20 protein-coding genes are annotated in these 21,334 nt (G+C 61.7%); 6 read left to right on the top strand and 14 right to left on the bottom strand.

The window, feature by feature from the left end; genetic code table 11:
* Positions 1-27 precede the first annotated feature (27 nt).
* The 9 genes from B0G75_RS08530 to B0G75_RS08490 all read right to left on the bottom strand — a co-directional run bounded on the left by B0G75_RS08530 (position 28) and on the right by B0G75_RS08490 (position 11,771).
* On the bottom strand, positions 28-1,188 hold the full coding sequence (locus tag B0G75_RS08530) for an ABC transporter substrate-binding protein (protein WP_106303125.1): 1,161 nt from the start codon (positions 1,186-1,188) through the stop codon (positions 28-30).
* Between the two features lie 370 nt (positions 1,189-1,558).
* Positions 1,559-2,725: an ABC transporter substrate-binding protein gene (locus B0G75_RS08525; RefSeq protein WP_106303122.1), complete on the bottom strand. Its 1,167-nt coding sequence runs from the start codon at positions 2,723-2,725 to the stop codon at positions 1,559-1,561.
* 518 nt (positions 2,726-3,243) lie between these two features.
* On the bottom strand, positions 3,244-4,215 hold the full coding sequence (locus tag B0G75_RS08520) for a branched-chain amino acid ABC transporter permease (RefSeq protein ID WP_181309214.1): 972 nt from the start codon (positions 4,213-4,215) through the stop codon (positions 3,244-3,246).
* Positions 4,215-5,099, bottom strand: a complete 885-nt coding sequence (locus B0G75_RS08515) for a branched-chain amino acid ABC transporter permease (protein WP_012434817.1) — start codon at positions 5,097-5,099, stop codon at positions 4,215-4,217. The genes B0G75_RS08520 and B0G75_RS08515 overlap by 1 nt, the downstream gene beginning before the upstream one ends.
* A 188-nt stretch (positions 5,100-5,287) precedes the next feature.
* Positions 5,288-6,502, bottom strand: coding sequence for an ABC transporter substrate-binding protein (locus tag B0G75_RS08510; RefSeq protein ID WP_106303115.1), 1,215 nt, complete (start codon positions 6,500-6,502; stop codon positions 5,288-5,290).
* A 51-nt stretch (positions 6,503-6,553) separates the two neighbouring features.
* A complete protein-coding gene (locus tag B0G75_RS08505; RefSeq protein ID WP_012434819.1) occupies positions 6,554-7,312 on the bottom strand; it encodes an ABC transporter ATP-binding protein in 759 nt (252 codons plus the stop codon).
* Positions 7,309-8,088, bottom strand: coding sequence for an ABC transporter ATP-binding protein (locus B0G75_RS08500; RefSeq protein ID WP_007180049.1), 780 nt, complete (start codon positions 8,086-8,088; stop codon positions 7,309-7,311). The genes B0G75_RS08505 and B0G75_RS08500 overlap by 4 nt, the downstream gene beginning before the upstream one ends.
* Before the next feature lie 294 nt (positions 8,089-8,382).
* On the bottom strand, positions 8,383-10,095 hold the full coding sequence (locus B0G75_RS08495) for a GMC family oxidoreductase (protein WP_106303112.1): 1,713 nt from the start codon (positions 10,093-10,095) through the stop codon (positions 8,383-8,385).
* Between the two features lie 137 nt (positions 10,096-10,232).
* Positions 10,233-11,771 carry a CoA-acylating methylmalonate-semialdehyde dehydrogenase gene (locus B0G75_RS08490; protein WP_106303109.1) on the bottom strand — a complete coding sequence of 513 codons (1,539 nt, stop codon included), beginning with the start codon at positions 11,769-11,771 and terminating at the stop codon, positions 10,233-10,235.
* A gap of 145 nt (positions 11,772-11,916) precedes the next feature.
* On the opposite strand from B0G75_RS08490, the gene B0G75_RS08485 reads away from it, so the two are divergent.
* Together B0G75_RS08485 and B0G75_RS08480 are read left to right on the top strand one after the other, a co-directional pair.
* Positions 11,917-12,816: a LysR family transcriptional regulator gene (locus B0G75_RS08485; protein WP_106303106.1), complete on the top strand. Its 900-nt coding sequence runs from the start codon at positions 11,917-11,919 to the stop codon at positions 12,814-12,816.
* A 315-nt stretch (positions 12,817-13,131) separates the two neighbouring features.
* Positions 13,132-13,668: a class IV adenylate cyclase gene (locus B0G75_RS08480; protein WP_095417868.1), complete on the top strand. Its 537-nt coding sequence runs from the start codon at positions 13,132-13,134 to the stop codon at positions 13,666-13,668.
* A 49-nt stretch (positions 13,669-13,717) separates the two neighbouring features.
* On the opposite strand, the gene B0G75_RS08475 is transcribed toward B0G75_RS08480, so the two are convergent.
* Positions 13,718-14,209 (bottom strand): Lrp/AsnC family transcriptional regulator, encoded by a 492-nt coding sequence (locus B0G75_RS08475; protein WP_012434824.1) that lies wholly within the window; start codon positions 14,207-14,209, stop codon positions 13,718-13,720.
* A gap of 147 nt (positions 14,210-14,356) precedes the next feature.
* Between B0G75_RS08475 and phhA the strand changes: the two genes are divergently transcribed.
* Both phhA and B0G75_RS08465 read left to right on the top strand, forming a co-directional pair.
* Positions 14,357-15,247: a phenylalanine 4-monooxygenase gene (gene phhA, locus B0G75_RS08470; protein ID WP_219908272.1), complete on the top strand. Its 891-nt coding sequence runs from the start codon at positions 14,357-14,359 to the stop codon at positions 15,245-15,247.
* A 94-nt stretch (positions 15,248-15,341) separates the two neighbouring features.
* Positions 15,342-15,632, top strand: a complete 291-nt coding sequence (locus tag B0G75_RS08465; RefSeq protein WP_106303100.1) for a 4a-hydroxytetrahydrobiopterin dehydratase — start codon at positions 15,342-15,344, stop codon at positions 15,630-15,632.
* 105 nt (positions 15,633-15,737) lie between these two features.
* Here the strand turns inward: B0G75_RS08465 and B0G75_RS08460 are convergent, their stop codons facing one another.
* Complete coding sequence (locus B0G75_RS08460; RefSeq protein WP_012434827.1) at positions 15,738-15,962, bottom strand: DUF3717 domain-containing protein; 225 nt, start codon at positions 15,960-15,962, stop codon at positions 15,738-15,740.
* Between the two features lie 238 nt (positions 15,963-16,200).
* Between B0G75_RS08460 and B0G75_RS08455 the strand changes: the two genes are divergently transcribed.
* Positions 16,201-16,887 (top strand): response regulator transcription factor, encoded by a 687-nt coding sequence (locus tag B0G75_RS08455; protein WP_007180058.1) that lies wholly within the window; start codon positions 16,201-16,203, stop codon positions 16,885-16,887.
* Positions 16,888-17,021: 134 nt separating this feature from the next.
* Positions 17,022-18,527: a sensor histidine kinase gene (locus B0G75_RS08450; RefSeq protein ID WP_106303726.1), complete on the top strand. Its 1,506-nt coding sequence runs from the start codon at positions 17,022-17,024 to the stop codon at positions 18,525-18,527.
* A gap of 65 nt (positions 18,528-18,592) precedes the next feature.
* Here B0G75_RS08450 and B0G75_RS08445 read toward each other — a convergent pair whose 3' ends face one another.
* From B0G75_RS08445 to B0G75_RS08435, 3 genes are all read right to left on the bottom strand, one after another.
* Positions 18,593-19,117, bottom strand: coding sequence for an SET domain-containing protein (locus tag B0G75_RS08445; protein WP_106303097.1), 525 nt, complete (start codon positions 19,115-19,117; stop codon positions 18,593-18,595).
* A 218-nt stretch (positions 19,118-19,335) separates the two neighbouring features.
* Positions 19,336-20,448 (bottom strand): NADH:flavin oxidoreductase/NADH oxidase, encoded by a 1,113-nt coding sequence (locus B0G75_RS08440; protein WP_106303094.1) that lies wholly within the window; start codon positions 20,446-20,448, stop codon positions 19,336-19,338.
* Positions 20,449-20,522: 74 nt separating this feature from the next.
* Positions 20,523-21,236: a glutamine amidotransferase gene (locus B0G75_RS08435; protein ID WP_106303091.1), complete on the bottom strand. Its 714-nt coding sequence runs from the start codon at positions 21,234-21,236 to the stop codon at positions 20,523-20,525.
* Positions 21,237-21,334: the final 98 nt, after the last annotated feature.

Genomic DNA, 21,334 nt, shown 5'->3' with positions numbered 1-21,334 from the left:
GCGCGAGAGGCGCGTACCGTTTTACTGTTAGTCGTTCTGCAGCTTCCACTTGCCGTCGACGATCTGCACGATCACGCGTGCGCGCTTGTCGAGGCCGTTGTGGTCGGTCGTCGTGGTGTTCATGATGCCGTGCGAAACCGGCAGTTCCTTGATGTTCTCGAGCGCGCCACGCAGTGCCACGCGGAACTGTTCCGTGCCCGGCTGAGCGGTCTTCAGCGCGACCGGAATCGCTGCTTGCAGCATCTGGCCGGCGTCCCATGCGTGACCGCCGAAGGTCGCGACCGAGCCCGCGCCATACGCTTTCTCGTACGCCGCTTTATAGGCCAGCGACGACTTCTTCACCGGGTTCGCATCGGGCAGTTGATCCGCCACGAGGATCGGGCCAGCGGGCAGGAATTCGCCTTCGCAATCCTTGCCGCACACGCGCAGGAAGTCGTTGTTGGCGACGCCATGCGTCTGATAGACCTTGCCCTTGTAGCCGCGCTCCTTGAGCGTCTTGGCCGGCAGCGCCGACGGCGTGCCCGCGCCCGCGATCAGCACCGCGTCGGGATTCGCGCCCATCGTCTTCAGGACCTGGCCCGTCACCGATGCGTCGGTGCGGTTGAAGCGCTCGTTCGAGACGATCTTCAGATTGTGTGCCGCGGCCGCCGCGGTGAAGACGTTGTTCCAGCCGTCGCCGTAGGCATCCGCGAAGCCGATGAAGCCCACCGTCTTCACGCCGTGATGTTCCATGTAATCAGCGATGGCGTCTGCCATCAGGCTGTCGTTCTGCGGTGGTTTGAACGCCCATGCGCGCTTCGCGTCCATCGGCGAAATGATCGCCGCCGATGCCGCCAGCGAGATGACCGGCGTCTTGCCTTCGGCGGCGGCGTCGAGCATGGCGAGTGAATTCGGCGTGACGGTCGAACCGATGATCGCGTCGACGTGGTCTTCGTCGATCAGCTTGCGCGTGTTCTGCACGGCTTTGCCGGTATCGGATCCGTCGTCGAGAATGATGTACTGCACGGTCTTGCCGCCGATCTCTTTCGGCAGCAGCGCAATCGTATTCTTTTCAGGAATCCCGAGCGATGCGGCCGGCCCCGTAGTAGAAAGCGTCACGCCGATCTTCACCTGAGCGAACGCCGCGCCCGCACTGCACATCAACGCCATGGCAATGCCGGTGCGAACCCATTGCTTTGTCTTTTTCATTGCAAGTCTCCAAACGCTTTGAAGCGCGTATCTGAAATCCGACTCATGGGCCGGGTGTCTGAATCTAGTTATCGGGTTCTGGCGTGCCAAGCATGGTTTTCCCTGCCAGGCGCGAATACCGTCGCCGCTTTGGTGCTACTTCACTGCTGCATACCACGACTGCAAACTGCTGCGATATTCTGTGAACAAAACACTAACATGTTAGTAGTATTGCGTTCTGCATGATTGCAGGTCAATAGACCGCAACCCAAATGCGGGTTTGTCCTGAAGCCGCGGAGCCACACTTTTGCACGCGACGCGGACAATAAAAAAGACGCGTCAACTGCACGCGTCTTTTGTTTATTGAAGGTCCATATCGCTTTGCCTTCGCTCAGTCGCCGGACAACTTCCACTTGCCGCCGACAATCTCCACCATCACGCGCGCCCGCTGGTCCAGACCAGCATGGTCGTTCGCGCTCATGTTGAAGATGCCGTGCGACGCGGGCGTGTCTTTGGTGCTTTCCAGCGCGGCCCGCAATGCTTCGCGGAAGGCAGGCGTGCCCGGTTGCCCCTTCTTCAACGCCTGCGGGATCGCGCGTTGCAGCAGCAGGCCCGCGTCCCATGCGTGGCCGCCGAAGGTGGACACCGAGCCGGCGCCGTAAGCAGTTTCGTACGCGCGCTTATAGGCGAGCGCACTCTTCTTCACGGGATTCGAATCGGGCAGTTGTTCGGCGACGAGCAACGGACCCGCCGGCAGATAGGTGCCTTCGCAATCCTTGCCGCACACGCGCAGGAAGTCGTTGTTGGCGACGCCGTGCGTCTGATAGTACTTGCCCTTGTAGCCGCGCTCCTTAAGCGTTTTCTGCGGCAGCGCGGCCGGTGTGCCTGCGCCGGCGATCAGGACCGCGTCCGGATTCTGCGACATGATCTTCAGCACCTGGCCGGTCACCGATGCGTCGTTGCGTGCGAAGCGTTCGTTCGCGACGACTTTGATCTTCGCGAGATCTGCGGCTTTGCCGAACTCCTTGAACCAGCTCTCGCCGTATGCGTCGGAGAAACCGATAAAGGCTACCGTCTTCACACCGTGGTTCGACATGTGCTGCGCGATCGCGGTGGCCATGAGAATGTCGTTCTGCGGCGTCTTGAAGACCCACGCGCGCTTCGCATCCATCGGTTCGACAATGCTTGCCGCGGCTGCCATGGAAATCATGGGCGTGGTGGTTTCAGCGGCGACGTCGATCATGGCCAGCGAATTCGGCACGACGGTCGAGCCGATCAGCGCATCCACGTGATCTTCGCTCGTGAGCTTGCGCGTGTTCTTGACGGCCTGGGTGGAATCCGTGGCGTCGTCGAGCACGATGTAGTCGATCTTCTGGCCCGCCACCTCTTTAGGTAGCAGCGCAATCGTGTTCTTTTCCGGAATGCCGAGCGACGCGGCCGGGCCCGTTGCCGACAAGGTCACGCCAATTTTTACGTCCGCGAATGCATGGCCGCTCCATGCCGCGTTCACTCCGGTGGCGACCAATGCCGCGCTGATCCAACGCAATGCCGACTTCATCCCGCTCCTCTATCAACCCCGTCATTCATTCGAATTTAAATCCGCGGATTTAAATCCCGACCAAGCGGTCGGTGAATAGCGAGTTTAGCGGACGAAAGCCACGCGCGGCAAGCGTTTTGCAGGATTCAGACGTGTGAAATCGCGACAGGTTCGATGAATAAAAAAGGCTCACCGAATTAGCGGGGAATTTGAATGGCAAATAACCGGAAATACAAATAAAAAGCGCTGTTGGATATCAATCCAACAGCGCTTTCGTCTGGGCACTAAGTGCCTCATTGTCTCCTCGTTCTCCACCTGCAAAATTCGTGGTGCATCAGAACTGCATGAAGATTAAACGAGCACTCCGCGTACTACAACTAGCAATTACCCTAGTGGTGCACTGCGGCACTGAATTGGGGCACGGTTGTGCGAGCCATACCGTGTATGCATTTCGACTCGATTGCGGCCCTCTTCAACCTGCAGCATCGAGACGGCCGGATTATATCGGATGCCGAATCAATTGCCCATTAGACTGAACGTCAGGCTCGCAGCGGCCGCGCTCGCGCGATAATTTCGCCGACAATGCCACGCCGAAACGCCAGCACGCAGGCAATGAAAATCACGCCGGTGACGATGGTGACCGATTCGCCCAGCGAGCGGAACCACTCGACGCCCGTGGTCGCCGCCAACGCCCCGCCGATATCGCCGAGCCGGTCCTCGAGCGCGACGATCAGCGCCGCGCCGAGCAGCGGTCCGAACAACGTACCCATGCCGCCGACGAGCGTCATCAGGATCACGAGGCCGGACATGGTCCAATATGCGTCGCTCAACGTCTCGAAGCCTTGCACCAACACCTTGAGCGAACCCGCCAGACCCGCGATCCCCGCCGACAGAATGAACGCGAGCAGCTTGAAGCGATCCGTATCGTAGCCGAGCGACACCGCACGCGGCTCGTTCTCCTTGATGGCCACCAGCACCTGCCCGAACGGCGAATGCACGATCCGCACGATCAACAGGAAGGCGAGCACCATCACGGCGAGCACGACGAAATACAGCGCCACGTCGGACGACAGATCCAGCACGCCGAACAGTTTGCCGCGCGGCACGCCTTGCAGACCGTCCTCGCCATGTGTGAACGGCGCCTGCAGGAACACGAAGTACACCATCTGCGCGAGTGCCAGCGTGACCATTGCGAAGTAGATGCCCTGGCGGCGAATCGCGAAGATACCCACGATCAGCCCGAGCAAGGTTGCCGCAGCGGTACCGGCGAGCACGCCGAGCTCCGGCGAGAAGCCGAGCGATTGGATCGCATAGCCCGTCACATAGCCAGCCGAAGCAAGAAACATCGCGTGGCCGAACGACAGCAAACCGGTGTAGCCGATCAGCAGATTAAACGCCGCCGCGAACAGCGCGAAGCACAGCACCTTCATGACGAAAAGCGGATAGATGCCGAGCACCGGCACCGCGAGAAGCGCGATCAGCAGCAGACCGTAGAGCACTTTTCTCTGCATCATTTTTCCTTGCCGAAGAGACCCGCCGGGCGCACCAGCAACACCAGCGCCATGATCACGAAGACGACGGTCGCCGACGCTTCCGGGTAAAACACGCGCGTAAGCCCTTCGATCACACCGAGCAGCAAACCGGTGAGAATCGAGCCCATGATCGAACCCATGCCGCCGATCACGACCACCGCGAACACGGTGATGATCATCGGCTGGCCCATCAGCGGCGAGACCTGAATCACCGGTGCGGCGAGCACGCCGGCAAACGCCGCCAGGGCGACGCCGAAGCCGTAGGTCAGCGTAATCATCAGCGGCACGTTGATGCCGAACGCTTCGACCAGTTTCGGGTTTTCCGTACCGGCGCGCAGATAGGCGCCGAGACGCGTCTTCTCGATCACGAACCATGTCGCGAAGCACACCGCCAATGACGCCACCACGACCCACGCGCGATAGTTCGGCAGGAACATGAAGCCGAGATTGGTCGCGCCGGAAAGCGCCGACGGCACGTCGTACGGCTGGCCGGACGAACCGTAGATGGAGCGGAACACGCCCTCGACCACGAGCGTGAGCCCAAAGGTCAGCAAGAGCCCATACAGATGATCGAGCTTGTAGAGCCAGCGCAGCATCGAGCGTTCGATCGCGATGCCGAACAACCCGACGACCAGCGGTGCCAGCACCAGCATCACCCAGTACGGCAGGCCGAAATACGAAAAGCCCATCCACGCGAGCATGGCGCCCAGCATGAACAACGCGCCGTGCGCGAAATTGATCACGTTGAGCAAGCCGAAGATCACCGCCAGCCCGAGGCTCAGAATTGCGTAGAACGAGCCGTTCACGAGCCCAAGCAACAGCTGGCTCAGCATCGCCGGTAGCGGAACGCCAAAGATTTCCATTGAAGCCTTAACCCATCGCCAAGGTGAGATCGGTCACGCACGATCCGGCCGGCGCGCGATCAGCGGCAAACAACGCCGATCGCGCGCGGCATGTGAAACGCTTCGCCGTCAGCCTGTGTACCATCATGGCACCATGCCTCGCCCGTCAGGACAAGCAGACAGACGGCTATCTGGTTACGAACCAGCGATTATTTCCACAACGCGCAGCGCGTTTCGGCCTTGGTCGTGAACGCCTGCTCGCCGGGAATCGTCGCCGTGATCTTGTAGTAATCCCACGGCTCTTTCGACTCGGCCGGCGTCTTGACCTGCATCAGGTACATGTCGTGGATCATGCTGCCGTCCTGACGGATGTAGCCCTTCGCATAGAAGTCGTCGATCTTGGTCTTTTTCAGTTGCGCCATCACCTTGTCGGAGTCGGTCGAACCCACCGCCTTCACCGCGTTCAGATAGGTCATGGTCGCCGAGTAGTCGGCGGCCTGCAGGCTCGACGGCATCTTCCTCATCTTGTCGAAATAGCGCTGCGCCCACTTGCGCGTGGTGGCGTCCTTGTTCCAGTACCAGCTGTCCGTCAGTACGAGGCCTTGCGTGGTTTCCAGACCAAGGCTGTGCACGTCGTCGATGAACATCAGCAGCGCGGCGAGCTTCATCGTCTTGGTAATGCCGAACTCCTTGGCCGCCTTGATCGAGTTGATCGTGTCGCCGCCCGCGTTGGCGAGGCCGAGAATCTGCGCCTTCGATGCCTGCGCCTGCAACAGGAACGACGAGAAGTCCGACGCCGACAGCGGATGGCGCACCGTGCCCAGCACCTGGCCGCCGTTCGCTTTCACGACGTCCGACGTGTTCTTCTCCAGCGCCTTGCCGAAGGCATAATCGGCCGTCAGGAAGTACCACGTCTTGCCGCCCTGCTTTGTCACCGCCGAGCCCGTGCCCTTGGCGAGCGCCGTGGTGTCGTACGCATAATGGATCGTGTACGGCGTGCATTGCTCATTGGTCAGCGTGTCCGCGCCCGCGCCGATGCTGATGTACACCTTCTTCTTTTCGCCGGCCACGGTGTTCATCGACAGACCGGTTGCCGAATTCGTGCCGCCGATCAGCAGGTCGACACCGTCGCGGTCGAACCATTCACGCGCGCGCGACGCCGCGATGTCCGCCTTGTTCTGGTGGTCCGCATACACCACGGTGATCGGCTTGCCGTTGACCTTGCCGCCGAAATCCGCCACCGCCATGCGGATCGCCTCGAGTCCACCCTGCCCATCAATGTCCGCATACAGACCGGACATGTCGGTGATGAAACCGACCTTCACCGCGTCGTCAGCCGCTTGCGCGCTGCCCATCGTCAATGCGGCGCCGGCGGCGACCGCGAAACAAAGTGTGGCAAGCCGCGCGAGTGGGTTCTTTTTCATTCCTGTCTCCTGGTTTCTTCGCTTGTGGTTATCAGAGGCAATCGGGCGCTTTTATACGCCCAGTAGGTCGTGCAGGACCGGCATCTTGCTTTCGAGCTCACTCGCCCCGAAGTGCTCGACAATCGCGCCGTGCTCCATCACATAGAAGCGGTCCGCCAGCGGCGCGGCAAAACGAAAGTTCTGTTCGACCATCACGACGGTGTAGCCCCGCGCCTTGAGCGTCATGATCATGCGCGCCAGCGCCTGCACGATGACAGGCGCGAGCCCTTCCGAGATTTCGTCGAGCAGCAGCAAGCTCGCGCCGGTGCGCAGAATGCGCGCCACCGCCAGCATCTGCTGTTCGCCACCGGATAGCCGCGTGCCCTGGCTCGCGCGGCGTTCTTGCAGATTCGGGAACATCGAATAAATCTCTTCGAGCGACATCATGTGCGCCTTGTCGCCGATCGGCGGCGGCAACAGCAGGTTTTCCTCGCACGAGAGGCTCGAAAAGATACCCCGTTCTTCCGGGCAGTAGCCCACGCCGCAATGCGCGATACGATGCGTGGGCAGATTGATGGTTTCGCGTCCGCCAATGCGGATCGAACCGGTGCGCCGTCCGGTCAGGCCCATGATGGCGCGCAGCGTGGTGGTGCGTCCCGCGCCGTTGCGGCCCAGCAGGGTTACGACTTCGCCGCGGTTCACCGTCAGATCGAACCCATGGAGAATATGGGACTCCCCATACCACGCCTGCAAACCCTTGATGTCCAGCGCGGGAACGGCGTTCTCCGTCCCGCTTACGTCGAGGCTTTCACGCTCGGCAATCGTATTCATGCGTGGGCTCCGGCGAGCGCCGCGTCGGCGCTGCCCATATAGGCTTGCATCACGAGCGGATTCTTCGACACTTCGGCGTAGCTGCCTTCGGCGAGCACTTCGCCCCGTTGCAGCACCGTAATCGTGTCGGAGATGCCGGCAATCACATTCATGTTGTGCTCGACCATCAGAATGGTGCGGCCGCTCGATACTTTTTTGATCAATGCCGTCACGCGATCGACGTCTTCATGGCCCATGCCTTGCGTCGGCTCGTCGAGCAACATGAGCTCGGGTTCCATGGCGAGCGTGGTGGCAATTTCCAGCGCGCGTTTGCGGCCGTAGGAAAGTTCGACCGTCAACACATCGGCGAAATCGGTCAGTCCGACCTGGGTGAGCAAATCCATTGCGCGGTCATCGAGTTGGCGCAGCGTTCGTTCGCTCTTCCAGAAATGAAATGCCGTGCCGAGCTGGCGCTGCAAACCGATGCGCACATTCTGCAATGCTGTCAGATGCGGAAATACCGCGGAAATCTGGAACGAACGGATGATGCCGCGCCGCGCGATTTGCGCCGGGCGTTCGCCCGTGATGTCGATGCCGTTGAAAACGATCTGGCCCGCAGTGGGTTCCAGAAATTTGGTGAGCAGATTGAAACAGGTGGTCTTGCCTGCCCCATTCGGGCCGATGAGCGCATGGATCGAGCCACGGCGCACGCGCAGGTTCACACCGTTCACGGCGATGAAGCCTTTGAACTCACGGGTGAGGCCGCGCGTTTCGAGAATCGTATCGCCGAGAATCATGTTCCCTTCCATACGGAGTAAGGCGAAGCACTACGATCTTCCGCGCGAACCGCTGCGCGACTTTTTATGACGGCGGCACCCCGTGCCGCTCGTTGGCGTGCTGCACCAATCCGGACGGTAGTCCATGGGGCGGCACGCAGCATGGCTGCCATTGTCGCGCCAATGATGCAGCGCATTCATTGGGATTTGCACTTAGTGGAAGTAGATGACACCGGCCCCGAACGGGGCGCATACGTGCGAGATGGCCGCCGCGCAGGTCGGACGGGCATCTCATGCGGCTCGTGCTCTAGTCTGTCACACCGCGGACATGAACGGCGTCGCGCTGGCTTGTGCCGCGAAACTCCCGCCCACACGCGCACGGCGATCTTCGCGGATCATGTCGCTGGCGCGCTCGGCGATCATCAGCGTGGGCGAATTAGTGTTGCCTGAGGTGATGGTCGGCATGACAGATGCATCGACCACGCGCAGTCCGTCAACACCGATAACCCGTAGACGGTTGTCGACGACGGCGCCGGGGTCGTCGGTCGTCCCCATGCGGCAGGTGCCGACTGGATGGAAGATGGTCGTGCCGACCGCGCCGGCAGCCTGCTGCAGCTCCTCTTCGGTCTGGTACTGAATGCCTGGCAAAATCTCCTGCGGCCGGTAGCGTGCGAGCGCGGGCGCCGCCGCGATGCGGCGCGTGAGGCGCAGCGCGTTGGCGGCAACGTGCAGGTCGTAGTCGGTGGAGAGATAGTTCGGAGCGATCAAGGGCGGCGCTGAAGCATCGGCGGATTCGATGTGAATGCTGCCGCGCGAAGTGGGCCGCAACTGGCACACCGACGCCGTGAAAGCATTGAAACGATGCAGCGGTTCGCCGAAGCGATCGAGCGAAAGCGGCTGGACGTGATATTCGAGGTCGGGCCGCGTGAGCGAGCGATCGCCCGGATCGGATTTGGCGAACGCGCCGAGTTGCGACGGCGACATAGACATCGGGCCGCTTTGAAAAAACGCGTACTGCATGCCGATCAGCAACTTGCCCCACCAATGCGCGGACGCTGTATTGAGCGTACGCACGCCGTCGACTTTATAGGCCATGCGCAATTGCAAATGATCCTGCAGATTTTCGCCCACGCCACGCAGATCGTCGACGACCTCGATACCCAGATTCTGCAGACGCGCGCCATTGCCGATGCCGGAGAGTTCAAGCAATTGCGGCGAATTCACCGCACCTGAACTGAGGATCACTTCGCAGCGTGCCTTGGCCAGATAGTCCGTGTTGTCGCCGCGATATTCGACGCCCGTGCAACGGCGTCCATCGAATACGACGCGTTGCGTGTGCGCGCCGGTGATCACGGTGAGATTCGCGCGCTTGAGTGCGGGACGCAAAAACGCCTTCGACGCGTTCCAGCGAATGCCGCGTTTTTGATTCACGTCGAAATAGCCGACACCGGTGTTGTCGCCGCGGTTGAAATCGTCGGTGGCGGGAATGCCGGTCTCTTGCGCGGCGCGTGAAAACTCTTCGAGAATTTTCCATTTCAACCGCTGTTTTTCGACCCGCCACGGTCCGCCCGCGCCGTGCGATTCGCTGGCGCCGGCATGGTGATCTTCGCTGCGTTTGAAGACCGGCAACACCGAGTTCCATGACCAGGATGCGTCATTGGTGACGCGCGCCCATTCATCGTAATCTTCACGCTGACCGCGCATGTAGATCATGCCGTTGATGGAAGAACTGCCGCCCAAAACGCGTCCGCGCGGATATGACAGCGCGCGGCCATTGAGGCCGGCTTCCGCCTGCGTTTTATAGAGCCAGTCCGTGCGCGGATTGCCGATGCAGTAGAGGTAGCCGACCGGCACGTGAATCCAGTGGTAGTCGTCCTTGCCGCCGGCTTCGAGCAGCAATACCTGCACGTCGGGATCCTGGGTCAGGCGATTGGCCAGCACACAACCCGCTGTCCCCGCGCCCACGATAATGTAGTCGAATTCGCCTTCGAAACGCCGGGCCGTGGACGTCGTGTCGGTATTGCTCATTATTCAGTCTCCTAAGCTTTTTTGCCGATTAGTCGCATGGTTGCATGCGACTGCGGCGTTGGGCTCTATTTGTGTTTTCTGCCCTCGACATGCGACCAGGAACTCCGCTTGCCGAAGGCAACCGCCTGACCCTTACACTACTTAGCCACCGGCATCGTGAATTCAGCACCCTTGGCGATACTGTCGGGCCAGCGCTGCATGATGCTCTTGTAGCGCGTATAGAAACGTACGCCTTCTTCACCATACGCGTGATGATCGCCGAACAGCGACTTCTTCCATCCACCAAACGAATGCCACGCCATCGGCACGGGAATCGGCACGTTGATGCCCACCATGCCGATCTGGATCTGCCGCGAGAAAGCGCGAGCGACGCCGCCATCGGACGTAAACAACGACACGCCGTTAGCCAACTCGTTGGCGTTGATCAGTTCCACCGCGGACGCAAAATCCGGCACGCGCACTACGCAGAGCACGGGTCCGAAAATCTCTTCGCGATAAATCTTCATGTCGGTCGAGACATTGTCGAACAAGGTGCCGCCGAGGAAGAAACCCTTCTCATGACCACTGACCTGATGGCCGCGCCCATCGACCACCAGCTTCGCGCCCGCCTCGACGCCCGAATCGATATAGCCGACTACTTTCTCGCGATGCACCGCGGTCACCAGCGGCCCCATCTCGGCATCCGATTCCATGCCGTTGAGAATCTTCAAACTCTTCACTCGCGGCGTGAGTCGCTCGATCAGATCGTCGGCGATATGACCCACTGCCACCGCGACCGAAATCGCCATGCAACGCTCGCCCGCCGAACCGTACGCCGCGCCGATCAAGGCATCCACAGCCTGGTCCAGATCGGCGTCCGGCATCACCACCAGATGATTCTTCGCTCCGCCCAATGCCTGCACGCGCTTGCCGTGCTTCGTGCCTTCCGTGTAGATGTATTCGGCAATCGGCGTCGAACCGACAAACGACAATGCGCTCACTTCCGGATGCACGAGCAATGCGTCGACAGCGACCTTGTCGCCATGCACGACGTTGAACACGCCGTCCGGCAAGCCGGCTTCCTTCAGCAATTCCGCGAGACGATTCGAACAGGACGGATCGCGCTCCGATGGCTTCAGCACGAACGTATTGCCGCATGCAATCGCGACGGGGAACATCCAGCACGGCACCATCATCGGGAAGTTGAACGGCGTAATGCCGGCGACCACGCCGAGCGGCTGACGCAGATTCCAATTGTCGATGCCGCCGCCGATCTGATCGGTGAAGTCGGTCTTTAGCAGGTTCGGAATACCGCACGCGAACTCGACGATCTCGATGCCGCGCATTACCTCGCCCTTCGCATCCGAAAACACCTTGCCGTGCTCGCGCGTGATCAGCTCCGCGAGTTCGTCGTGGTGACGGTCGAGCAGTTCCTTGAACTTGAACAGGACCCGCGCACGCTTGATCGGCGCGGTTTCACTCCAGGCGGGAAACGCGGCCCTGGCGGCGGCGACGGCCGCATCGACCTCGGCGACGCTCGCCAGCGGCACGCGCGCGCTCACGCTGCCTTGCGCGGGATTGAAGACGTCGCCGAAACGGCCGCTCGTGCCCTCGAACGTCTTGCCGTTGATGAAATGGGTCAGCGCACGGGCGCTGGTCGCGCTGCGCTGGGTTTCGTCCTGATATGTCTCGCTCATGGTGTCCTCTTTCCTGTGAAGTCTTCCGCCCCGGCGTGCCCCGGGCGTGATAAAGGCGTGCTGAAGGTGAAGCGTACGGCGCTTCGGGCCGGGAAATCCAATGAGTAATGCTCAACTGCGCTATAAGGCGCGCTAATATCAGGATATGGATCTGACTCTGCTCCGGGCGTTCGTCACCGTGGCTCGCGAGGGCAACCTCACGCGTGCCGCCGTGCAACTGCACCTGACCCAACCTGCCGTCAGCCTGCAAATCAAGCATTTGCAGGAGACGCTCGGCGTCACGCTGTTCACGCGGACCTCGCACGGGCTCTCGCTCACGCGTGACGGACAAGCGCTGCTGCCTCACGCCGAACGCGCGCTCGGCGCGGCGAACGACGTGCAGCGGGCGGCGCAATCGCTGCGTCACGAAGTACGCGGACGACTGCGGATCGGCACGATCCTCGACCCGGCGTTTCTGCGCCTGGGCGGCTTTCTCAAACAGCTCGTGGAGAGCTGGCCGCACATCGAGACGGCCTTGCGCCACGGCATGTCAGGCTGGGTGCTGGACCAGGTTCGCGCGGGTGAACTGGATGTCGGCTATTACATCGGCTTGCCGTCCGAAGACGATCCGCGCGACGGCCCAGCTTTTTACGCGCTCACGCTGACTCACTTCCAGTACCGCGTGCTCGCGCCGGCCGGCTGGAAAGACCGCGTCAAGGGCGCGCGCGACTGGCGTTCACTCGCGGCGCTGCCGTGGATCTGGACGCCGCCCGCGTCGGCGCACAACCGGCTGTTGACGCGCTGCTTCGACGAAGCCGGTGTGAAGCCGGTCAAAGTGGCGGAAGTGGACCAGGAGCCGTCGATGCTCGATCTGGTCAAATCCGGCGTCGGTCTCACCCTTGCGCGCGACGCCACCGCCATCGCCGAAGCGCATGCACATGCGTTGACCATCGTCGAAGGTGTTACCGTGCCGACTCAGCTCAGCTTTATCACGCTCGCGCAGCGCAAGGAGGAACCGGCAATTGCCGCGGCGTTGAAGCTGATCGAGCAGCAATGGGCGACTTGAAGATTGCGTAAATGGTGCTTGCGTGATGGATACGACGGCGACGGCGAATGCGCGATATGAGCCGCTCTCATGACAGCCGCGGGCCGTGTGGCCATATCGCAATAGGTAACCTGCGCGATCTGGTTACACAGCAACCGCGGCCACTTGCCCCGCGCCTGAAACCACATCGTCACGCAGTTTTTGTTAGATTGAGGGCTCGCGCTCACGCGCCGGCTCCGCATCCTTTTCCGTTCCGCCTGATTTGTCCTTCCCGGCAGCTTCGCCCCGGCAACACCGCAAGCCGCCGACCCATCCATCCTTCAACAGGAACCTGACATGGCACGCAACATTGAAATCAAAGCCCGCGCCCAGCATTTCGAGCAACTCCGCGAACGCGCGGCGCAGCTCGCGCCGGACGCACCGCTGATCTTTCGCCAGCAGGACTTCTTCTACGACGTGCCGCGCGGCCGCCTGAAGCTGCGCCAGTTCGACGACGGCACGCCGGCCGAGCTGATCTTTTATCAGCGCGACGACCGCGACGGTCCGAAGGCGTCGTATTACACGCGCAGTCCGGTGACCAATCCGGAAGCCATGCACGCGCTGCTCGCCACCGCGCTGACCACGCGCGGCATCGTCACCAAGGAACGTCATGTGTATTTGACCGGGCGTACGCGGATTCATCTGGACCGGGTGGACGGTCTGGGCGACTTTGTCGAACTCGAAGTGCTGCTCGCCCAGGACGACGACGAAGAAGGCGGCCACGCCGAAGCGCATGCGATGTTCGCCACACTCGGCGTGCCGGAATCGGATCTGGTGGCGGTGGCCTACGTCGATTTGCTGAGCCCGGACAGCGAGCCGAAGCAAGCGGCATAAGACTGACGCAATGCGGGCCGCGGGCGGCGTCAGCGCGATCGGGGCCGCATCAAGGTGCGGCTGTCCCCGGCGACAGATGACCCAGCGGCAACGGGCCATTGCGCTTGAAAGTGGTGAGCACGATATTCGAGCGCACGCTGTCGACGCCCGGCACACGCATCAGCTTCTTCATCACGAACGTCGACAGATAATTCAGATCGGGCGCGACGATGCGCAACAGATAGTCGGCGTCGCCCACCACGGCATGACATTCCAGCACTTCAGGCAGCACGTCGATTTGCTGCTGGAATTGCTCGATGATCGAATCGCCGTGGTGCTTCAACTTCAGACTGGTAAAGGCGGTGACGCCGAGTCCGAGTTTTTCCGGCCGTAGCACCACGCGATAGCCGTCCACCACGCCCACCTGTTCCAGCCGCTGCAAACGCCGTCCAATCTGCGACGGTGACAGCGGAACCTGCTCCGCTAATTGCTGATGCGTTGCACGGCCGAAGCGTTGAAGCACGTCCAGCAGCGCAAGATCGAAGTGATCCAGTTCTAACATGTCGAATATCCGCATTGAATGGCTAATTTATGCACGATTATTGCATAAGTAGTCCATAATCCGCCATCATTGCGCCCATTCCGCGCTTCTGCCGCTCTACACTTGCACTACCGATATACATCAGCCGTCACTGTAGAGCGCAGCTTCATGTCCACCGCCAATACCGCGAAACTGAAAGAGCAATTCGACGCCGGCTTAGAAACCCGCGCCGATTTCACCATCGATCAACCGACCGAGCGCTACGGCGCCGTCGACCACGCGGTATGGCAACAGCTTTACGCGCGCCAGACAGCGCTGCTCAAAGGGCGCGTCTGTGACGAGTTTCTGACCGGCGTCGACACCATCGGCATGCCGCCCGACCGCGTGCCCTCGTTCGACGAGATCAACGCGAAACTCGCACCCGCTACGGGCTGGCAGATCGTCGCCGTTCCGGGCCTCGTACCGGACCAGGTGTTCTTCGAGCATCTGGCGAATCGCCGCTTTCCCGTGACGTGGTGGATGCGCCGGCCGGATCAGCTCGATTACCTGCAAGAGCCGGACTGTTTCCACGATCTGTTCGGCCACGTGCCGCTGCTAATCAACCCCGTATTCGCGGACTATATGCACGCATACGGTCGCGCCGCGCTCGCCGCCCACGACGTCGGTGCGCTGCCGCTGCTCGCGCGTCTCTATTGGTACACAGTGGAGTTCGGGCTGATCCGCGACGCGGCGAGTCCGAACGGCGTGAAGATCTACGGCGCGGGCATCGTGTCGAGCAAGGGCGAAACGCTATACAGCCAGCAGAGCGCCGCGCCGAACCGCCTCGGCTTCGATCTCGAACGCGTGATGCGTACGCGCTACCGCATCGACACGTTCCAGAAAACCTACTTCGTGATCGACGACTTCGCGCAGTTGTTCAAGGTGGCGCAAACCGATTTCGCGCCGCTGCTGGCAACGCTCGCCGCCGAACCGGCGTTCGCGGCGGGCGAAGTGTTCGAGCACGATCACGTCATCACGCGCGGCTCGCAGGAAGGCTGGCTGGCCGACGGCGATATCTGAAAAGTAAGGCCGACTGCGGGCAGACGTCATCCGTGAAAAAATAGGGATGCGCACGCCCACCGGCGTGCCTGTCCAGATTTAATGAGGTAGCACCATGATTCAGAAACTGACTTCCGAAGAACGCGCTGCGCGGCTCGCCGGCTTGCACGGCTGGCAAGCCGTGGCAGACCGCGACGCGATCCAGCGCCAGTTCAAATTCGCCGACTTCAACGAAGCATTCGGCTTCATGACGCGCGTGGCGATCAAGGCGCAGGAAATGGATCACCACCCGGAATGGTTCAACGTCTACAACAAGGTGGAGATCACATTGTCCACGCATGACGCCGGCGGCCTGACCGAGCGCGACATCAAATTGGCGACGTTTATCGATAGTATTACGGCGTAATACAAACGAACTACTGCGTCTCAGGCGTGCTTATGCGCCGAACACCGAGTAATTCGGCAGCAATGAAAGGCCATTGCAGGTAATCCCTTGTCCAAACCTTCAGTTCTACAGGCTATTCTTAAGGTGCACGTAAGAATCCCACGCTTGCCTGGCAATCCCGTCTAAACGATCCGGTGATAGCGTGTGCTGACGCTGTACAATCATCAGCGCATACGGCTTGGAGAGCGCGCTTGCCTCCTTGCACAGAACGAGTTCGTCGCCGCTCGAAGGTGAGCGGGCGCGCCAGAAGTTGATTGCGGCTTCCAGTTCGTGAATGCTTATCTCGGACATGACTTCGTGATCGCTTTCAGGAAAACGCCGGGTCGTCCAAAGTTATCCTGGCCCTTCGGGAGACTGGTGCGATGTGACAGGTTGAGAAGCGCCCGATTGGCGTTTCGAGGCCGCTCAATGCCTGCTTCGTGGCCGCTTCGTGCCAGTTCGGTACGGCCACGCCGCACGCTGCTGTGCAGCAGGCGCCCCGGCGAACCGCTTGCCCAAACGCCTAACCCATTGTACTTGAGCGAAACCCATGCGACTCCTTCTGATCGAAGATGACCGCCCCATCGCACGCGGCATCCAAAGCAGTCTTGAACAAGCCGGCTTCACCGTCGACATGGTCCACGACGGCATTTTCGCCGAGCAAGCCCTCACGCAAAATCGCCATGAGCTGGTGATCCTCGATCTGGGTCTGCCCGGCATCGACGGCATGACGCTGCTGTCGCGCTTCCGTCAGAGCAATCGTCACACGCCGGTGATCATCCTCACCGCGCGCGACGAGCTGAACGACCGCGTGCAAGGCCTGAATTCCGGCGCCGACGACTACATGCTGAAGCCGTTCGAGCCCACCGAACTCGAAGCACGCATCCGCGCGGTGATGCGCCGCAGTGGTCCGCACGGCGATATGCCGCGTCCCGAAGTGTCGTTGGGCGGTGTGCGCCTGTCGGGCGTCGATCGCCGCATTTTCAACGACGACAAGCCGCTCGAGCTCTCGCCGCGTGAATTCGCCGTGCTCGAAATGCTGTTGCTGCGTCATGGCCGCGTAGTCAGCAAGGCGCAACTGCAAGACCATCTGACGCATTTCGGCGGCGATCTCGGCGACACCGCGATCGAAGTCTATGTGCACCGGGTGCGTAAAAAGCTCGAAAGCTGCCGTGTCGAGATCGTCACGGTGCGCGGCTTCGGTTATCTGTTGCAGGAAATCCGTCAGGCCGCATAATCGTCATGACGGCCGCACGCTCCGCTGCGGCCTGACGGCGCCGGGCCGGCGCCGCGCACCCGGTGCGCACTTCGCCGGCATCCGGCGACATTCCGCGGTGCTTGCGCCGTTGCTCCTTTCCCGCGCGTTCGATCATGCCTCAGCCGGCCGCCAATAGTCTGCGCCGCACGCTGCTGCGGCGCCTCGCTGCTCCCCTTTCGCTGCTCGCGCTCATGAGCGGCCTGATCGCTTACTGGCTGGCGTGGCAGTACACGCAGCACGTGGTCGACCGTTCGCTCGCCGATCTCGCCACCGCCATCTCCAAACAGATCCAGATTGCCGGCCCGAATGCGCGCATCACGGTGCCGCCGCTGGCGCAGGCCATGTTCTCGGACCCCGTCGAACACCTCGTCTACCGGATCAGCACGGGCGAAACCGAAATTGCCGGTGATCACAATCTTCCGCTGCAAGGCACGAGCGTGCGGCGCATGCATTACGCGTACGTATTCGAAACGCAGCATCAAGGCGTGACAGTACGAGTGGCGCAGGTCCGGGTCGATCAGCCGACGGGCAATCCGATCGTCGTCGAAGTCGGTCAGCCGGTGCACCACCGGTTTCGCATCGCCGCCGAGTTTCTGGTCGCGATCATGATGCCGCTGCTGTTGCTGCTGCTGGCGGGATGGGTGATCGTGTGGCGCGTGGTCAACCAGCAACTCAATCCGCTTACCGATCTCGCCGATTCGCTCAACCGGCAAACTCACACATCGCTCGAACCGGTCGACGAAACCTATGTACCGGTGGAAATTCGCCCGCTCACTGGCGCGCTGAACGCGCTGCTCGGTCGCCTGAAAACGGCGCTCGACGGTCAGCGCAAATTCATCGCCGACGCCGCGCATCAACTGCGCACGCCGCTCACCGCCGTCAAGCTGCATGCGGAGCAAGCGGCCGTCGCGCGCGACCCGCAGCAAACCTTGACCGCCGTACGCGAACTGCGCGCCGCGGCGGATCGCGCGGTGCGGCTGTCGAATCAGCTGCTCTCGCTCGCACGCGCCGAGCCGGGCGAACAGGCGGCTCGCTTCGTCAACGTGGATATGGCTGCGCTCGCGTTCGACACGGGCGCCGAATGGGTGCCGCGTGCGTTGACGTTCCACGTCGACCTCGGTTTCCAGCGTCTGGACGACCCCAGCAACGGTCATCCGCTGATGGCGCGCGGCAATCCCGTGCTGCTGCACGAAGTGATCGCCAATCTGCTCGATAACGCGCTCAAATATGTGCCGCCGTCGCGCTTCGATGGCGGCCGCATCACGGTGACGGTGTCGCAAACGGTGATCGACGAATTGCGCATGGCGGAGATCATCGTCGAAGACAACGGGCCGGGCGTGCCGCGCAACCAGCAGGCCGATCTCTTCAAGCGGTTCTTCCGCGGCGACGGTCAGAGCGACGCCGGCGTAGATGGCGGCGCAGGTCTCGGCCTTGCGATCGTCCACGACATCATGGTGCTGCATCACGGCAGCGTGCATTACGAAGACGCCCCGGAAGGCGGCGCACGTTTCATCGTGCGCATTCCGCTCGTGCCGATCACCGTGCAGAGCGACGTGGAAGCCGTTGAACCGAGGCGCCCGGCAAAAAAATCGGCGCATTCGGCGCCGGTGGATATCTGACTGTCTGGAAGCTTGACGGGCGTCTGAATCGATCGCCAACGTGATCGATTCAGACAGCCCGCAGATCACTTCTTCATTACTTTCTTCGCTGAAGTTTTGCCCTTGCCGGCCGCCTTCCCGGTCTTGCCCGCGCCCTTCTCCTTTTCCGACGGCGCCAGCATCGTGCCGCGGCATTTACGCGCGCCGCAACGGCATTCATATTCCTTCTTGAGCTTCTTGGTCTGACGCGCGTCGATCACGAGGCCGTAATCGTAAAAGAGTTCCTCGCCTTCCGCGATATCGCGCAACGCGTGCACGTACACGTGACCGTCGATTTCTTCGGCTTCGCAGTTCGGCGCGCAGGAATGGTTGATCCAGCGCGCGCTATTGCCGTCCACTTTGCCGTCGATGACCTTGCCGCTGTCGAGCGCGAAATAGAACGTGTGATTCGGTTCGGCCGGATTATGCGGATGACGGCGCAACGCTTCTTTCCAAGAGATCCGCTCGCCTTTGTATTCGATCAGGCGCTCGCCGGCCGCAATCGGTTCGAGGGCAAACACGCCTTTGCCGTGCACACCCGAACGGCGCACGGCGATCCTGCGTGAACTCATTGAATGAATCCTTGTGAAGAACTGGGGGTGAAGTTTGGCAGCCGTCGAAAATGCCCGCGTCTGACGCGCTGCTTTTTTCTGACGCGGATAGCAAACGCGGCGCCTTGCGAGCGCCGCGTCGACCTGCGACGCACGTGCGCCACAACCGGCATCCTACACGCTGAAGACGGCTTCGTTCAACCGTCAAAAAGACGCGCGCCGATGACGGCTTGCCAACTTCACCGTTGTCCGAACGAAATGTCGCCGAACAATGCCTTTTGCTCGCGCGGTTGCGAACGCCAGTACTGCGGCGGCGCTTCGACCGTCGCGCCGAGCTGCGCCGCGGCATGCCACGGCCAACGCGGGTTGTACAGCAGCGCGCGGGCCAGCGCGATCAGATCGGCGTCGCCGGCTTCGATCAGTTGCTCGGCATGCAACGGGTCGGTGATGAGGCCCACGCCAATGGTCGTGAGGCCGGTGGCTTTCTTGACCGCCTTAGCAAAGGGGATCTGATAACCGGGTTCAAGTGGAATCTTTTGCAACGGCGAGACGCCGCCGGACGACACGTCGATCCAGTCGCAGCCGCGCTTTTTCAGCTCCTGCGCGAATGCGATCGTGTCTTCGAGCGTCCAGCCGCCTTCGACCCAGTCAGTCGCGGAGACACGCACGCCGACCGGTTTGTCGGCGGGAAAAGCAGCGCGCACGATATCGAAGATTTCAAGTGGAAAGCGCATGCGGTTTTCAAGCGAACCGCCGTAGTCGTCGTCGCGCTGGTTGGCGATCGGCGAGAGGAACTGATGCAGCAGATAGCCGTGCGCAGCATGCACTTCCAGTCCGTCGACACCGAGCCGCGCGGCACGGCGAGCCGACGCCGCGAATGCTTCGCGGATACGGTTCAACCCAGGCGTGTCGAGCGCCAGCGGCGGCTCTTCGCCGGCCTTGTGCGGCAACGCGGACGGCGCGTGCGGCAGCCATCCGCCTTGCGACACCGGAATCAGCTGGCCGCCTTCCCACGGCGCATGGCTCGACGCCTTACGCCCGGCGTGCGACAACTGCATCGTGACCTTGATGTGCGAATGCTTGCGGATCGCGGCCAGCACAGGCACGAGCGCGGCTTCGGTCACGTCGTCCCACAGGCCGAGATCGCCGGGTGTGATGCGGCCGTCCGGTTCGACCGAGGTCGCCTCGATGCACAGCATGCCGGCACCGGACAACGCCATGCTGCCGAGATGGATCATGTGCCACGCGGTTGCCTCGCCACGGTCGGCGGAATACTGGCACATCGGGGACACGACGATACGATTGGGAAGCGTCACGCTACGCAGCGTGAGCGGAGAAAAAAGCGCGCTCATGGATTACGCCCAGTAGAAACCCGAGAGCGATCGAGCATAGCACCGCAAGTGATTTAGTGCTGGCCCATAGCCTTTCAGGGTTTCGCCTCGACCTGATCGAGCCACTCGCCGAACATCCGGCACGCGGCGGCTTCGAGCGCGGGACCGAACTTCGCGGTCTCGGCCCGCAACTGGCGCGCGTCGATGCCGTGGCCAACAAGTTCTCCGGCGTTGCCGATCAGCCAGGGCTCGAAGCGATCGGTACGAATCTCCGGATGACACTGCAGACCCAGCACATGATTGCCCCAGGCGAACGCCTGGTTTTCGCAAGCCGGCGTCGACGCAAGACGTGTTGCGTTATCAGGCAGATCGAAGGTATCGCCATGCCAATGCAGCATGGAGGTCTGCGCGCCGTCCAGATGACGGACCGGCGAAGCGCGGCCGGCGTCGGTCAGCGTCAGCGGGGACCAGCCGAGTTCGGTTTGGCTTGCGGGATAGACGCGGGCGCCAAGGGCGCGCGCGATCAGTTGAGCACCGAGGCAGATGCCGAGAGTCGGCAAACCCGCCGCGATGCGTTTTTCGATCATGGACAGCAACGGCACGAGCGTCGGATAAAGCGCGTCGTCGGTTGCGCTGATCGGGCCGCCGAGCACCACCATCAGCGATGCGGAAACCGGGTTCGGCGCTTCGATGCGGGCAAAGCCGACATCGAGATAGCGGACCGGGCGCCCGCGCTCGCCGAGCACCAGCTCAAGACTGCCCAGATCCTCGAAGTGCACGTGGCGAATGGCCAGAACTTCGCGATTCATCGGCCTGTCCCACCTTCAGGTTGACTAAAGACTTACCGCCACGCGGCACCAGTCGGCTGACGGGCGGCAAACGCCGCCCGTCGAAGCCGGCTTGGCAG

This window comes from Paraburkholderia sp. BL18I3N2 (assembly GCF_003001875.1).
Lineage (GTDB): Bacteria > Pseudomonadota > Gammaproteobacteria > Burkholderiales > Burkholderiaceae > Paraburkholderia > Paraburkholderia phytofirmans.
The sequence above is the reverse complement of the archived record's forward strand: the minus strand, read 5'-3'. Positions and strand labels throughout refer to the sequence as shown.

Excerpts from the sequence above, each read along its gene's own strand:
- B0G75_RS08530 (WP_106303125.1), bottom strand. The coding sequence starts at position 1,188 with ATGAAAAAGACAAAGCAATGGGTTCGCACCGGCATTGCCATGGCGTTG.
- B0G75_RS08525 (WP_106303122.1), bottom strand. The coding sequence starts at position 2,725 with ATGAAGTCGGCATTGCGTTGGATCAGCGCGGCATTGGTCGCCACCGGA.
- B0G75_RS08520 (WP_181309214.1), bottom strand. The coding sequence starts at position 4,215 with ATGCAGAGAAAAGTGCTCTACGGTCTGCTGCTGATCGCGCTTCTCGCG.
- B0G75_RS08515 (WP_012434817.1), bottom strand. The coding sequence starts at position 5,099 with ATGGAAATCTTTGGCGTTCCGCTACCGGCGATGCTGAGCCAGCTGTTG.
- B0G75_RS08510 (WP_106303115.1), bottom strand. The coding sequence starts at position 6,502 with ATGAAAAAGAACCCACTCGCGCGGCTTGCCACACTTTGTTTCGCGGTC.
- B0G75_RS08505 (WP_012434819.1), bottom strand. The coding sequence starts at position 7,312 with ATGAATACGATTGCCGAGCGTGAAAGCCTCGACGTAAGCGGGACGGAG.
- B0G75_RS08500 (WP_007180049.1), bottom strand. The coding sequence starts at position 8,088 with ATGATTCTCGGCGATACGATTCTCGAAACGCGCGGCCTCACCCGTGAG.
- B0G75_RS08495 (WP_106303112.1), bottom strand. The coding sequence starts at position 10,095 with ATGAGCAATACCGACACGACGTCCACGGCCCGGCGTTTCGAAGGCGAA.
- B0G75_RS08490 (WP_106303109.1), bottom strand. The coding sequence starts at position 11,771 with ATGAGCGAGACATATCAGGACGAAACCCAGCGCAGCGCGACCAGCGCC.
- B0G75_RS08485 (WP_106303106.1), top strand. The coding sequence starts at position 11,917 with ATGGATCTGACTCTGCTCCGGGCGTTCGTCACCGTGGCTCGCGAGGGC.
- B0G75_RS08480 (WP_095417868.1), top strand. The coding sequence starts at position 13,132 with ATGGCACGCAACATTGAAATCAAAGCCCGCGCCCAGCATTTCGAGCAA.
- B0G75_RS08475 (WP_012434824.1), bottom strand. The coding sequence starts at position 14,209 with ATGTTAGAACTGGATCACTTCGATCTTGCGCTGCTGGACGTGCTTCAA.
- phhA (WP_219908272.1), top strand. The coding sequence starts at position 14,357 with ATGTCCACCGCCAATACCGCGAAACTGAAAGAGCAATTCGACGCCGGC.
- B0G75_RS08465 (WP_106303100.1), top strand. The coding sequence starts at position 15,342 with ATGATTCAGAAACTGACTTCCGAAGAACGCGCTGCGCGGCTCGCCGGC.
- B0G75_RS08460 (WP_012434827.1), bottom strand. The coding sequence starts at position 15,962 with ATGTCCGAGATAAGCATTCACGAACTGGAAGCCGCAATCAACTTCTGG.
- B0G75_RS08455 (WP_007180058.1), top strand. The coding sequence starts at position 16,201 with ATGCGACTCCTTCTGATCGAAGATGACCGCCCCATCGCACGCGGCATC.
- B0G75_RS08450 (WP_106303726.1), top strand. The coding sequence starts at position 17,022 with ATGCCTCAGCCGGCCGCCAATAGTCTGCGCCGCACGCTGCTGCGGCGC.
- B0G75_RS08445 (WP_106303097.1), bottom strand. The coding sequence starts at position 19,117 with ATGAGTTCACGCAGGATCGCCGTGCGCCGTTCGGGTGTGCACGGCAAA.
- B0G75_RS08440 (WP_106303094.1), bottom strand. The coding sequence starts at position 20,448 with ATGAGCGCGCTTTTTTCTCCGCTCACGCTGCGTAGCGTGACGCTTCCC.
- B0G75_RS08435 (WP_106303091.1), bottom strand. The coding sequence starts at position 21,236 with ATGAATCGCGAAGTTCTGGCCATTCGCCACGTGCACTTCGAGGATCTG.